The organism is Microcystis sp. M165S2 (assembly GCF_020245885.1).
Lineage (GTDB): Bacteria > Cyanobacteriota > Cyanobacteriia > Cyanobacteriales > Microcystaceae > Microcystis.
The window spans coordinates 1-13,639 of sequence record NZ_JADBTZ010000396.1 but is presented as its reverse complement, the minus strand read 5'-3'; the positions used below and the strand labels follow the sequence as shown (position 1 = coordinate 13,639).

11 protein-coding genes and 1 pseudogene are annotated in these 13,639 nt (G+C 41.1%); 3 read left to right on the top strand and 9 right to left on the bottom strand.

The window, feature by feature from the left end:
* Nucleotides 1-495: 495 nt before the first annotated feature.
* From IM479_RS19570 to IM479_RS19560, 3 genes are all read right to left on the bottom strand, one after another.
* Entirely contained in the window at nucleotides 496-2,157 is a 1,662-nt protein-coding gene (locus IM479_RS19570) for an NAD(P)H-quinone oxidoreductase subunit 4 (RefSeq protein WP_287686554.1), read from the bottom strand.
* A gap of 124 nt (nucleotides 2,158-2,281) precedes the next feature.
* Nucleotides 2,282-2,983 (bottom strand): ABC transporter ATP-binding protein, encoded by a 702-nt coding sequence (locus IM479_RS19565; protein ID WP_287686552.1) that lies wholly within the window; start codon nucleotides 2,981-2,983, stop codon nucleotides 2,282-2,284.
* 364 nt (nucleotides 2,984-3,347) lie between these two features.
* Entirely contained in the window at nucleotides 3,348-4,097 is a 750-nt protein-coding gene (locus IM479_RS19560; RefSeq protein WP_286826932.1) for a septal ring lytic transglycosylase RlpA family protein, read from the bottom strand.
* An 853-nt stretch (nucleotides 4,098-4,950) separates the two neighbouring features.
* Here IM479_RS19560 and IM479_RS19555 point away from each other — a divergent pair.
* Entirely contained in the window at nucleotides 4,951-5,157 is a 207-nt protein-coding gene (locus IM479_RS19555; RefSeq protein ID WP_286826933.1) for a type II toxin-antitoxin system HicB family antitoxin, read from the top strand.
* A gap of 310 nt (nucleotides 5,158-5,467) precedes the next feature.
* Here IM479_RS19555 and IM479_RS19550 read toward each other — a convergent pair whose 3' ends face one another.
* From IM479_RS19550 to IM479_RS19525, 6 genes and pseudogenes are all read right to left on the bottom strand, one after another.
* Nucleotides 5,468-5,800 (bottom strand): DUF5615 family PIN-like protein, encoded by a 333-nt coding sequence (locus IM479_RS19550; RefSeq protein ID WP_159294510.1) that lies wholly within the window; start codon nucleotides 5,798-5,800, stop codon nucleotides 5,468-5,470.
* A complete protein-coding gene (locus tag IM479_RS19545; protein WP_002745983.1) occupies nucleotides 5,797-6,021 on the bottom strand; it encodes a DUF433 domain-containing protein in 225 nt (74 codons plus the stop codon). The genes IM479_RS19550 and IM479_RS19545 overlap by 4 nt, the downstream gene beginning before the upstream one ends.
* 246 nt (nucleotides 6,022-6,267) lie before the next feature.
* Nucleotides 6,268-6,594: a DUF1257 domain-containing protein gene (locus IM479_RS19540; protein ID WP_287686556.1), complete on the bottom strand. Its 327-nt coding sequence runs from the start codon at nucleotides 6,592-6,594 to the stop codon at nucleotides 6,268-6,270.
* A gap of 1,029 nt (nucleotides 6,595-7,623) precedes the next feature.
* A pseudogene (locus IM479_RS23130) lies at nucleotides 7,624-9,381 on the bottom strand (NACHT domain-containing protein); the annotation flags it as partial.
* Nucleotides 9,382-9,508: 127 nt separating this feature from the next.
* The gene (locus tag IM479_RS19530; protein ID WP_287686550.1) at nucleotides 9,509-9,937 is read right to left on the bottom strand and encodes a DUF29 domain-containing protein; all 429 of its coding nucleotides are present in this window, start codon (nucleotides 9,935-9,937) and stop codon (nucleotides 9,509-9,511) included.
* Between the two features lie 287 nt (nucleotides 9,938-10,224).
* Entirely contained in the window at nucleotides 10,225-10,935 is a 711-nt protein-coding gene (locus IM479_RS19525; RefSeq protein WP_287078644.1) for a DUF8619 family protein, read from the bottom strand.
* 371 nt (nucleotides 10,936-11,306) lie between these two features.
* Between IM479_RS19525 and IM479_RS19520 the strand changes: the two genes are divergently transcribed.
* On the top strand, nucleotides 11,307-12,035 hold the full coding sequence (locus IM479_RS19520; protein ID WP_287686548.1) for a Uma2 family endonuclease: 729 nt from the start codon (nucleotides 11,307-11,309) through the stop codon (nucleotides 12,033-12,035).
* Entirely contained in the window at nucleotides 12,032-13,477 is a 1,446-nt protein-coding gene (gene cobJ, locus IM479_RS19515) for a precorrin-3B C(17)-methyltransferase (protein ID WP_287686546.1), read from the top strand. Before IM479_RS19520 ends, cobJ begins: the two co-directional genes overlap by 4 nt.
* The last annotated feature ends 162 nt before the right edge of the window (nucleotides 13,478-13,639 follow it).

Sequence of the window (13,639 nt, the reverse complement as noted above, 5' to 3'; positions counted from 1 at the left end):
TTGTCTGGGGATAATTTCCCCTCCGAGGGAAACTCGAAGTTTTCTGGTGAGGTTGGCAGTTGCTCAATCTTGCGATACATTGGTACTAAGGAGAGAAGATGCAAGGGTTTTGAGTAATTTTAGCAGATTCAGGGGCACCTAAGCGACTCTCAATCTAGCTAAAAGCCTTTTCCTGTAAGGTTTTTAGCTTTATTCAGCAAACCCTATGTAGGGTTTGCTGAATAAATATAAAAACCTTGTTCGATAAGACTTTTAGACTTTTTTCCCATCAAAAAGTGCCAGCCATTGGAGTGCGCGGGGGGAAAATTCCTGGACTTTTTCCCGGAAAATTAGGTAATTGACCCCCTCAAAATGGGTAAAACCCGACACCCGACACCCCACACCCTGACCCCACGAAAAACTTTTTCAGCAAACCCTAATTAATTATCTCCTCGCCAAAAAAATCAGGAGCAGAATTTCTACTCCCGATAACTTATTAACTTTAGACTTACCAATTTATTGGAAGACACTGGCAACCTTGGCGCTTACGTCCGGTTGAGTTTCAGCGTAGATATTTTGACGAGTGGCGGCGATTTCTGTGTAAGCTTGACGCACTTCCGAGTTAACTGCCACCGTTTTCACATCGTAGATACGGGTAGCCAGTTGGGGATAGAAACCGATAGCGACAATCAAAGCGAGGAAAGAGACAGCGATAAAGATTTCTCTGGGTTTAGCGTCAATATATTCTGATTCATGAGGGAGGACACAGCTAGTACCGAAACAAACTGCCTGTTCGTTACTTTTGTTGGGGAGAATGTTAGTAATATCGCAGGAAGAACCATCTCCGTAGAAAACTTGACGAAGCATGGAGAGTAGATAAATCGGGGTGAGGATTAAACCAACGGAAGCGAGGAAGACAGTCACAACCCGGAAGGTTTGGCTATAAACGTCACTGCTAGTGACACCGATGAATACGGTAATTTCGCTGGCAAAACCGCTCATTCCAGGTAACGCTAGGGAAGCCATGGCGCCGGCAGTAAAGAGAGCGAAGACTTTCGGCATCGCTTGGGCAATCCCACCCATCTCGTTTAAAGCTAAAGTATGGGTGCGGTCGTAGGTGACACCAGCAAGGAAGAATAAGACGGCGGCAATTAAACCGTGGGAGAGCATTTGTAACATAGCACCGCTAATACCCACATCGGTAAAGGAAGCAATCCCTAAAAGGACGAATCCCATGTGTGAAACCGAGGAATAAGCGAGACGGCGTTTCATGTTTTGTTGACCGAAGGAAGCGAAAGCACCGTAGATAATATTGACGACACCGAGAATCGCTAGAATGGGGGCAAAGTAGATGTGTGCATCGGGTAGAAGCCCCATATTAAGACGGATTAAACCGTAACCACCCATTTTGAGGAGAACACCAGCGAGAATCATCGATACAGGTGCAGAAGCTTCACCGTGAGCATCGGGGAGCCAAGTATGGAGGGGGAAGATAGCGAGTTTGACCCCGAAAGCGATTAATAAACCGGCGTAAAGGACTAATTCTAAAGCGAGGGGATAATCTTTAAATCCTAATTCCGCCATATCAAAGGTCATCGCACCACCACCGTAAAGGGCCATGGCTAGACCGGCAACGAGGATGAAGATAGAAGCGGCGGCGGTGTAGAGTAAGAATTTAGTGGCGGCATAACGACGTTTTTGACCACCCCAGATGGAAACGAGTAGATAAACGGGAATTAACTCGATTTCCCACATTAAAAAGAATAATAATAAGTCTTGGGCGACGAAAACACCAATCTGAGCGGCGTAGAGCAACAGCATCAGGAAGTAGAATAAACGGGGTTTGCGGTCCACTTGCCACGCAGCCAAGATAGAAAGGGTTGTCACTAATCCTGCTAATAAAACTAACGGTGCCGAGATACCATCCACCGACACCGCCCAACTTAAACCTATTTGGGGAACCCAATCGATTTTTTCCACTAATTGTAGGTTGGGGTTGCTTAAATCATATTTTTGTAAAAAAACGTAGCACATTAAAACAAAGTCTGCTAGTCCGACTCCAAGAGCGAACCAACGAATAGTTTTTCCTTCTTTGTCGGGGATTACAGGGATAAGGAAGGAGGAAAGCAAGGGGAGCAAAATGATGGCAGTGAGCCAGGGGAAGTTAGCCGTTAGCATGGCAGTAAGAAAAAATACCTATTTCGTTATGTGTTCATTTTATGCGACTTTGTAAAATTTTGTGAATATTTTTTGTCCTACCTTTACCATAGACTTTTATATATAGTTGGCGCATCATCATCGATTAACCTAAATAAGCTTGTTTGACGCGCTCATCCTTGAGTAAATCCCCGGCTTCTCCTGCGATAGTCAAGCGTCCCGCTTCCAAAACATAGCCGCGATTGGCAGTTTCTAGGGCTAAATTGGCGTTTTGTTCCACTAACAGGATAGTTACTCCCGATTCGTTTAATTGACGGATAATACTGAAGATTTCTCGCACTATCTGCGGCGCTAGTCCTAAACTGGGTTCGTCTAGTAACAATAACTTGGGACGACTCATTAAAGCTCTGGCGATCGCCAGCATCTGCTGTTCCCCACCGCTTAGGGTTCCCGCTAACTGCTCTCGGCGCTCCGATAGTCGGGGAAATAGTTGCAACTGCTCTTCGATATCGCTTTTTACTCCTAGGCGATCGCTTCTCGTATAAGCACCTAACTGCAAATTTGTCAAGACTGTTTGACGCGCTAAGATTCTTCTCCCTTCCGGACTATGGGCAATTCCCCGCTTAACGATTTCATGGGGCGGTAAATGGGTAATATCTTGACCCTGATAAATTATTCGCCCCGTCTTTGCCGTTAAAATCCTAGATATCGTCTTTAGAGTCGTCGTTTTTCCTGCTCCGTTCGCTCCAATCAGGGTGACAATTTCCCCCGTTTCTACCCTTAAGCTAACCTGCTGTAATGCCTTTATTCCGCCATAATTAACCGATAAATCGCTAATTTCTAACATAAACCCAGTCAAATCCCAATAGGATCACTATAGCAGTTACCAGTTACCAGTTATCAGTTACCAGTTACCAGTTACCAGTTATCAGTTACCAGTTACCAGTTACCAGTTACCAGTTACCAGTTACCAGTTACCAGTGATCAGATGTGAGTTTTTAGTCAGTCCCGATGAAAAAATTTTCACCACCAGAGATGAAATAGGTTTCCTTCCCTACACCCCACACCCCACACCCTACACCCTCTTTCAAGTCAGGGATAAGGAAGAATTCCGATCATTTGTACTAAAATTTCCAAGACGCAGATTAACTGTGCTGTCTTTTCACTGCTTACTGATTACTGATAACTGTTTACTGATAACTGATAACTGATTATCTGCCTAAAACTTCCAAGACAACTGGGGCAACTCCCGATTGGAAGACACCGATAATCGCTGCCGCACCTCTGGAGAGATCGATGAGGCGACCACCGCTAAACGGACCGCGATCGTTAATTCGCACCACCACCGAGCGCCCGTTACGCAGATTAGTTACCCTAACCTTGGTGCCGAAAGGTAGATAGCGATGGGCGGCGGTTAAACTACTAGAGTTAAAAGTCTCACCACTAGCGGTGCGACGACCGTGAAAACCAGGACCATACCAAGAGGCCATTCCCTTTTTACGGGGGCGACTGCTGGTTTTTACCGCTTGGCTTGTTTTCGGCTTCTCTGCTGGTGTCACTGAGGCAGGATTGGTAGCTGGGGCATTAGCCGGGGCCGGCTTGACTTGATTGGGTTGTGATTGGGGTTGTATCGTCGAAGGAATGGCCTCTTGGGTCCGGGGTGTAACGCTTGCAGGGACGGTATTTTCTTTGTCCACTAGGGACTCCAAAGTTTTTAGAATTTCGTTAGCATTATCTTGAACCGAACGTGATATCTTAATACTTGAATCATTTGTTCGACTATTAGAAAAAGCGGACAGAATGGTTTGAGAAGTGGACTCGATAACAGTTTGACGCTCTACGCTAATATCCGTCAGGCTGTTGCTGTGTCCTGCTGTCTGGGAACAAATTATCGAAGCTGTAGTCCCCACTACGGTAAGGGCAGTTACAGCTTGTAGTTTGTTGATCAGTTGTTTATTCATAGACTTTCTTATTGTGCGTTAGCAAGTTCCCAGTGCAAAGCTGAAGGAACTTGCTAACATTCCTTTGTGCTTGCAGAGCTAACTTGGTTGCTTTCTGTTCAACCGTATCACGGAAAATCGGTTGGTCATTACGAGAATTTATATCGTTATCGGGCAAGAGAATCAAAAATTTAAATAAAGGGTTGACGTGCGCTAAAAACCAAGTTAAGATGATAGGTTTTTAATTTTTTGTGTCCTAGAGGGGATCAAGGTTAGGAAAACTTAGGGAATTAGTGAAATTTTGAGAGGGAATAATGCTAGTATTGACAAGGCTTTCAAGGATTATCAGTCCTCCTCGATTTGCCTCTATCGATGCAGATAATGGTTAATAAAACTGTTTTGTTCGCTACAAAAAACCAGATTTTTAAGATAAATGTTAAATCGGGCTAAGGGTCAGAGATAAAAAATTATAATAGGGGCTTGACAAGGAACTAAAAATAAGCTGTTATTAGCCAAACTTAACAACGCAATCAGAAATGTTAATACAGGCTAATACTAAATCCTGTTTAAAAGGGATAGGGAAGTGGGGAAGTGGGGAAGTGGGGGATTGGGGAAGTGGGGGATTGGGGGATTGGGGAAGTGGGGAAGTGGGGAAGTGGGGAAGTGGGGAAGTGGGGAAGTGGGGAAAGAAACCTCTTTCATCTGTGGGGGTGAAAATTTTTTCATCCGGACCGACTCCTAACCCCACGAAAAGCTTTTTCGGCAAACCCTATCTAATTGTGTGTTGGGTTTCCTTGGGTCAATCCAACCGACAAGAGCGGCTATAAAATCTAATATAATCAAGACAGCAGGTCATCCCATAGGTAATTCTCAAATGAATTATAAGATTGACATAGAACAAGAAGAAGATGGACGATATATTGCTGAAATCGTCGAACTTCCGGGAGTTTTAGTCTATGGCAATAGTCAACAGGAAGCTATGGCTAAAGTTCAAGCACTTGCCTTGCGTGTCTTAGCTGATCAACTTGAACAGGGAGAACTTCCAGAAAATCACCTAAATTTATCATTTGTTGCTCTATGAGTCAATGGTCAGCAACGAAAGCCAAACAAGTTTTAAAAGCATTAAAAAGCATAGGTTGGAAAATTAAACGCAGTGGACTGTTTCAGCTAAAATAGGGCAATAGATTTCGGCTTAAAGTCTTAAATTATAGAATTTATAGCATTTTTCTAATACACCAAATTAACTGAAACAATCCAGTAGGGTGTGTTAGCGATAGCGTAACACACCAATTTAATAATAAATTTGCTGCGTGGGGAGCGGATTATTGATTTTGGTTTTTTAACAGAATTGGTAGCCGCAAACACACACCCTACCAGATCAGCGATCGCACTCAACCTAATATCAACAGACTTTCTGTTTCACTATCAAAAAATTCAACAATAATTAAAAAATAACCTCTTAAAATTTCGATAATCTTTGCAGTGGAACTATTGCCAATACGAAGATAGATAAATTTGGGTGGATGACCATATAATAGACTGCGCTGATGAAAATCGGCATCTTTAGAGACAATTACAAAATCGTTGAATTTGGCAAATTCCCAGATAAGTGCATCATCAGTATTGATCAGTCCTAAAGTCTTGACGTGCTGAGAATTAGAATATAAATCAATTATTTTATCAATAATCCGATCTGACAAATTTTCATCTAATAACAGTTTCATAAAGAGGTGATAAATAATTTTTTCTCTCGATCAGCAGCAAAAGCCAAACAAGCTTTGATATCCTCGGAAGTTAATTCTGAAAAATCCTCAAGAATTTCTGCTTCTGTCATTCCTGCTGCTAAATATTCTAGAATATCGTACACAGTTATACGCATTCCTCGAATGCAGGGTTTTCCGCTTCGTTTTCCAGGTTCAATGGTAATAATGTTTTGGTAACTCATAATGCTTTAACTATTTTTACCTTCCCAATTATATCTTATTCGATGACAGAGATCGCACTCCACCCCACCGACAAGAACGATCACCCTTCAACTTCTTACCACTCTTAGGGTGTGAAGTGCGAAAGCATAATGCACCAATTTAATAATAAATTTGCTTCGTGGGGTGCGGATTGTTAATTTTGGTTTTTGCTCAGAATTAGTAGCCGCAAACACGCACCCTACAAGATTAGCAGATTAGAGATTGCGCTAATTTAAACCTCTCTCTTTAATTTCTTTAAGGGTTTTATTAACAGCATATTTTTGATTGATACTATTAATCAATTCAGTTTGACTATGTTTTTGAGCAACTCCCCATAAATCAGCAATTAAGTCAAAACTTCCGTCAGTATTACGAATCCAACCTAGATCATAATCTCCCTCTAGCACAGCAACAATATCTACTCTAACTCTTTGACTGCTAGAACCACGAACATCTGCTTCACGTTTAACTATTATTCCTAAATCCTGTAAAGATTTTACTAAAATTTCAGCATCAGTTATTTTAGTTCTTAAAGTAGAAAAATGACCGCCTATTTTAGTTCTTAAAGTAGAAAAATGACCGCCGCCACCTCTTTCGTGCTGACTATCTTGATCAGGATTTCTCAACTCTCTGAAATTATTACGCCCAAGAAGTTCTCGAAACTTTTCTTTAATGTCAGAATCTAGATCCTTTCTAGCTAATATGGTTTTGATAATTGCTCCTATTTCCGAGTCAATTGTTATTCCACCTAATGCCGACCCAAGTCCAATAATTTCCCATTTACCCTTATTAGCTTGTTGTTGAATAATGGGTAAAGTTTGCGGATTATCTCGCCAATGGGTTACTAAAGCTTCAATTGCTTCTGATTTACCCTTATTAGCTTGTTGTTGAATAATGGGTAAAGTTTGCGGATTATCTCGCCAATGGGTTACTAAAGCTTCAATTGCTTTTGATTTACCCTTATTAGCGAGTTCTTGGATTTTAGATAATGCTACTGGGTATAGTTGAGCAATTTGAACCAATGCGTCGATAATAAGTGCTTGTTCTGGCCAACTGTTTACAGGTTGAGCTATTTTTTGAAGCATATTCCATCCGTTGGGATCACCTTGCCAATTTTTTACAACACAAGAAATACTTTTGCCTCTGATTTTCCCTCGTTGTTGCCAGCATTTTTCGGGATCATATTTTTTATAATAATCCATATCTTTATCACAAAGCTTTTCTAGTTGATTTAACAATCGCTGACTTAGTTCAACATAAATAGACTGATTTCGCAATTCTCCATAACAATCTGCTGCCAAAAAAAGATGAGCAAATTCCTGATCTTTTTCCTCCATATCAATGAGAGAATTAATTAATTTTTCAGCAACTTCTTTGGGAAATTCTGCACTTAGCATCCCCATCAGTAAACATAAAACTTCTTTCCAAACAGGGTCTGAATAATGTTCTCCAAATACTTTGGTTTTCAAATCCTCAAGAGGAATTCCGTCTGGTAATCCTCGGTTTTTAAATTTTTCATAAAACTCGCAAGCACAAAAGTATTCTAAAAAAGTTCGATGAACAAAAGCGAAAGCATTGCCACCTAAAGAACAAAGAATAAAATTACGATAGCGGAGTTGTTTGATAATTAAATCAGTCAGATCATTAGCGTCTCGTTTGTTAATTCCTGTTCCTTGAAGATATTGAGTCAAAATATTTTCTAATTCTTCCTTATAGATTAAATTAGCAGCTAACCCTTTTTCCCTTGCTTGTATGGCACTTGCGACTAAACGCAGAATGTCCCTTTTATCTCGTAGATCAATATTATAAAGATATTTTTTCAGTTCAGGATCAATTAATCCTTCCTTGGTTTCAAAATCCCATTGATGTAATAACACTTCTGACGCTTTTTCATAAAGTTTTGAGCGGTCTCTTGGTAATTCTTGAGTTCGATTCAGAATAGCCATCATCGTTAATAATAAAGGATTTCCTGCTAATTCTCGAATCGCTTTTGACTCCTTAATTGCCTTTTGTAAACGTTCTTGTTTTTGGGGTTTATCATCTCGATTTTCAAAAGCTAAATCATGCCAACGTTGGATAAAATCTTCAATCTGATTTTGATCTAAATCTTGGATCATAAAATGTTCAAAACCAGCATGATTTAATTCTTCTGCTTTATATCCTAACCAGCGAGAAGTGACAATAATCTGCACTTGAGGATATTCAATACTAAAACGTTTGATATCGGTGACAATTTCCTCTCTTAATTGAGGATTAAAAACTTCATCTAAGCCATCAAAAAGCACAAGAGCCTGACCTTTTTCAAGTTTATCGTCTAAAGCAAGTTGATTGAGATGACAAATCAGATTACCTTGATGGAAAAATTCTAGAATATTCTGACATTTTTTTTCATCCTTATCTCTGGCATAAATACGCAATTCTATCAAAAGAGGAAGGGGAAACAAAACACGCTGACTGAGTTCTTTTTCAGCCCAATTTAAAGCTAAATACTGCAATAAACTCGATTTTCCCGCCCCTGGATCACCTAAAATTACGGTTCTTCGGTATTCAGAAGAATTGACGATATTCAAAACAGGATCTAATTTTTCATTGACATATTCTCGTCGTTTTCGTTCTAGTTCTGCTTCTATTGCTTCTAACTCCGCTTGAGTAATTTCTCCCCTATCTACAAGTTCCTGCAGCACTTCTTTAGGTAATTCATAAAGTTGAGGAATAAACTGTTTGCATCGTCTCACATTTTGCGGTACAAACATTCGCCAGAGTTTGATTTGTTCATAAGTCGTTGTGTCTAAACATTCTAATTTAAGATGACCATATTCCTTTTTTAAGCCTTCCCCATAGTTATCTAAATTGTAATCTGTTTTAACTCCTGCTATTTCTTGAATATTTCGGCTATCTTTATCCTGTAACTTAACTAAAAAAACGGCTCTTAGCTTTTCAGAATTTTCAATAATTTCCTGAGTTTTTCTCAAATAAAATTTACCGAGTTTTTCCCAGTTAAATTCAGCGGGTAACGGGGGTAAATTAAGTCTTTGCCAAGATTGAGCTAACGTAAAAGTATCAAGAACTTGACAATCAATATCAAAAGCATCCCCTAAAATAGGTTTAACTTGGTCATCTTTAATAAAAGTCTTGAGAGGTTTTTCAAAGTTTTTAATTTGATCATCCTCCAGATTCGCCATTTCTAACTGTTGCTGAAAGAGTTCTAAAAACTCCTTCATTGCTTTTCCATAAGCTTCTTTTTGAACATCTTTTTCGGGTAAGTGTAACACTTTACCTAGACTATTTTTAAAAAATTCCTTTCCGTAATCTTTTGCACCCTCTATGGCCAACTCTTGCATTACTGAACGAACCAGCGAACCTGCGGCTTGAGTAACCCCCCAGACAATTAACCAGTCAATCATGGCGATAAACTTAAGATCCTGTGGATACTATCTAAGCTTACCAACTTTAATCGTTTTTCGTCTATCATTCCGACAATTGAAGAGAACGATTTAAAATATCCTCAATACCGTAGGGACAAACGGGGGGAAACTCTAATCCCGTCTCTCTAAAGGCATCGGAACAAGCAACAGCATAGAGTTTAAATAGGCTTTCATCGGTTAAATATCGCCTTAAACTGGGGCTATCGTCCAAATAAAGCCTAATATTAGCTCTTTCTCGTTGAATAGTCCCCAACCAACTGTGCGATCGCCGTTGAGGTTGATAGTCCCACTTTAATAAATGATGCAAAATTAATCTTAGACTAGCAAGTAAGTGATCGCGCTCCCGTTTCGACAAATCCCTTATCTCTTCGACTAAATTCTCAATATCTAACTCGGAAAACCGACCAGAGGCTAATAAATCGGCCATTTGTTCGGCCCAAAGTCCAAAGTCTTGCTCATAGGATGCCGTCATCGATTTATCTCCTTCTAAGCTCAATTAACATTATATTAAACCTCCTGCATAATTAATTTTTGATGGTTCAAAAACGGCAAAAATAAGGATTAAATGGCATAAAATCTGTAAATAGACCATTTAATTGATTAAGTAGGTAGATGTTAAAAACTTTCAGACACCCCCCTTAATAAGGGGGGATTAAGGGGGGATCGAACCCAAAATCTATCTTCAATTTAACTCTAACCAGCTACTTATTATTCATTGATGGCCGAGAAACCGGCGTCTTTTCAGCGATCGCCGACCAATTAACGGGTTTTGCGTCTTCGGATGACATTATTATTAGAATAACGAGAAGGTTTTGGCCGGGGTTCTTTTCCCCCTCCTAATTCGCCGCTAACTTGCTGGAAAATATCGCGTCGCAGCACGGGATATTCCCCTATCCACTGGTCGAGTTGGGGAAGATGGACATCAGAAAGCTGATTGATATCCCCTAAATCGGGTTCTCGAGACATTAACAAAGCTTCGGCCACCATCCCGGGACGGATCGATTTATGAATGCGTTTGAGGGGAGCGCGAACGATCGCCGAAAAGCCAGTTTGATCACCGATTTCTAGATTAATACAGCGTTGGCGATTTTCGATAATCTCTAATTCCCCGCGTTTATTGACCCTTTCTTCTTCCCCGATTAATTCCTCGGTGACAAAAGCATCGAAAACGCGACCGCGCCAAAACCCTCCGTAGGGAAGACGACGATAGGTATTATTGCGAACACTGGCCCAATAAACCGGACCCCAGAGCCAATATAAACCAGCGATAATGTCGAAAATCAGTTTAATCGTTAAACCACCGGGGCCGAATAAATTACCGATTAACCAAGCTGCGGTGAGAGCGATGATAGAAATGAATAAACGGCGCAGAAAATCGGACCATTTACCCCAATAGTGAGCGTACTGGGGGCCGGTGGCGATAATCGGGACAATTTGCTCGATCGATTCACGGGTAAGGGGAACCAACATTATCAGTTATCAGTTATCGGTTATCAGTTATCGTGTGCCTAATTGATTCGTGAACGGGTAGGCTCCAGAAGAGGACGTTTACCTTTCATTTAGGTGCGCTATATCAGTTATTACAGCGTTTCTCATAACTAGATGAAGTGTAACCTAATTTGGTATCGACTACCGACTTCCCAAAACGAAAACTTTGTACCTCATCACTAAGATAAATGCTATAGTTTTGGGTAATTGTCTATCTGTTGGTCGCCATTCATCCCATCGCTAAAAGCGCGGGACTTCTGGGGAAATTTCAGTTAAAAATTAAATCCCTCAAGAAGTCCAATGAAACAATCTATAATAAAATCAATGCTGTTTTGTTCCCGAAGACTGCCACCATGACTTCTTCCCTGGCTAAATCCTTAAATTCTCAGACTGTAACCACTCAACATTTACCCCCGTTAGAAAATGGGGATCGCTTAATTCGTCCCGAATTCGAGCGCCGTTATCAAGCTATGCCAGGATTAAAAAAAGCCGAACTTATCGAAGGAGTTGTGTATATGGCATCCCCATTAAGGTTTAAATTTCATGCTGAACCCCACGGACGTTTAATCACTTGGTTGGGAGTTTATCAAGCTGCTACACCCCAAATACAAATGGGTATTGAGCCAACAGTCCGCTTGGATATCGACAACGAACTACAGCCAGATGGGGTGTTATTAATTAGTCAAGAAAGCGGGGGAAAATCAACCCTAAGTGCAGAGGGATACCTAGAAGGATCGCCGGAATTAGTGGTAGAAATTGCCGCTAGTAGTGCCGCCATAGATTTAGGGGATAAAAAACGTGCTTATCGACGCAGTGGCATTCAAGAATACCTTGTTTGGCAGGTATTTGATCAAAAAATTGATTGGTTTAGTTTACAAGATGGCGATTATATTTCTTTGTTACCCAACCAAGAAGGGGTGATTTGCTCTCTAGTATTTCCGGGTTTGTGGTTAGATATTTCAGCCATGCTCAACGGCAATATGTCACGGGTGTTAGACAGCTTAAAGGCTGGAATTAACTCGGCAGAGCATCAAGAATTTATCCAAAAGTTAATCGCAACGCAGTGGGGGGAAGCCAAATGAAACCTCCAGCTATTCTCATTTTAGGAGAAACCAGCATTCCCGTGGCTCGTCAAGTGCAGATGGCCCTACCGGAAGCAGTGATTTATGGGTTAATAAATCGTACCCATTCGGCTGATTTTACCTATACTAATTTTGGCGAAACCGTGCGAGAATTTTTCCAGACGGGAACGCCAATTATTGGCATTTGTGCGGCGGGTATTTTAATTCGCACTTTAGCACCTTTATTAACTAATAAATGGCAAGAACCGCCTGTATTAGCAATCGCAGAAGATGGCAGCGCCGTAGTGCCTTTGTTGGGTGGTTTACAAGGGGTTAATGATCTCGCTCGTCAAATTGCCTCGGTTTGGCAAATTTCCCCAGCAATTACCACCACTGGTGATATTAGATTTAAAACGACTTTATTATCGCCACCACTGGGTTATCAGTTAGTTAATCCCGATGATGCTAAGAAGTTTCTTGCCGATTTATTGGCGGGTGAAAAAGTAAAATTAATTGGTGAAGCGGACTGGTTAAAAAATAGTAATTTACCGATTTCATCAGCAGCAAAACTGAGCATTGAGATTATCGATAAAAATAACTTAAACTTAGCAAAACCTAGCACTAACTGTTTAGTTTATCTCTGTGAGGAAAGCCAGCAAATTAAGGAAAAATCCGGTTTGTCCCCAGGGGATTTTGCCCACGAAAGTCAAGGTAAATTAGCCATAGTCGGAACCGGCCCTGGTGCGCTAAATTGGATGTCGCCGGAAGTTCGAGAAGTATTGGAAAAAGCCACGGATTGGGTGGGTTATAAAACCTATTTGGATTTGGTAGAATCCCTGCGAAAACCAGAAATTGTCCGCCATGAATCGGATAATCGGGTGGAACTCGATCGCGCAGAAATGGCCCTAGATTTAGCGGCTAAGGGGCGATCGGTTGTCTTAGTTTCTTCCGGAGATCCCGGAATTTATGCCATGGCCGCGGCCGTGTTTGAGGTATTAGAAAAAAAAGCAAAACCAGCATGGGATGCGATCGCAATTCAGGTCTGTCCGGGGATTTCGGCGATGCAAGCGGCGGCCGCGAGGGTTGGCGCACTTTTAGGCCATGATTTTTGCGCGATTTCCCTATCAGATATTCTCAAATCTTGGCAGGTGATTTCTCAGCGCATTGAGTTAGCGGCCCGAGCCGATTTAGCGATCGCATTTTATAATCCTGTGTCTCAAGAGCGCACTTGGCAATTGGAGAAGGCAAAAGAGATTTTATTACAATGGCGCTCGCCGCAAACTCCTGTGGTACTAGCGCGTAATTTAGGGCGAAAAGGGGAAACAGTGACGGTGAAATTCCTAGAGGATATGACTATTAAAGATGCGGATATGCGAACCATAATTTTGATTGGATCGAGTAAAACTCGCCTTATTGAGCAGGGTAAAACCAAGCAATGGGTTTATACTCCACGTCACTATTAATTGACACTCCCCGCTCTAAAGAGCTATCCATTAGTCAGATCTTTCTTAACAAAAAGAGAAGAAACTTAAAAAAAGGGGAAACGATTGATAGGTATAGTTTTGAAAGAAGGAATTAAGGTGGAGGTAAGCAAAAAAATGGAGAAATGGGCAGCCCAAGAATTA

Coding starts and splice junctions, on each gene's coding strand:
- IM479_RS19570 (WP_287686554.1), bottom strand. CDS start 2,157: ATGCTAACGGCTAACTTCCCCTGGCTCACTGCCATCATTTTGCTCCCC.
- IM479_RS19565 (WP_287686552.1), bottom strand. CDS start 2,983: ATGTTAGAAATTAGCGATTTATCGGTTAATTATGGCGGAATAAAGGCA.
- IM479_RS19560 (WP_286826932.1), bottom strand. CDS start 4,097: ATGAATAAACAACTGATCAACAAACTACAAGCTGTAACTGCCCTTACC.
- IM479_RS19555 (WP_286826933.1), top strand. CDS start 4,951: ATGAATTATAAGATTGACATAGAACAAGAAGAAGATGGACGATATATT.
- IM479_RS19550 (WP_159294510.1), bottom strand. CDS start 5,800: ATGAAACTGTTATTAGATGAAAATTTGTCAGATCGGATTATTGATAAA.
- IM479_RS19545 (WP_002745983.1), bottom strand. CDS start 6,021: ATGAGTTACCAAAACATTATTACCATTGAACCTGGAAAACGAAGCGGA.
- IM479_RS19530 (WP_287686550.1), bottom strand. CDS start 9,937: ATGACGGCATCCTATGAGCAAGACTTTGGACTTTGGGCCGAACAAATG.
- IM479_RS19525 (WP_287078644.1), bottom strand. CDS start 10,935: ATGTTGGTTCCCCTTACCCGTGAATCGATCGAGCAAATTGTCCCGATT.
- IM479_RS19520 (WP_287686548.1), top strand. CDS start 11,307: ATGACTTCTTCCCTGGCTAAATCCTTAAATTCTCAGACTGTAACCACT.
- cobJ (WP_287686546.1), top strand. CDS start 12,032: ATGAAACCTCCAGCTATTCTCATTTTAGGAGAAACCAGCATTCCCGTG.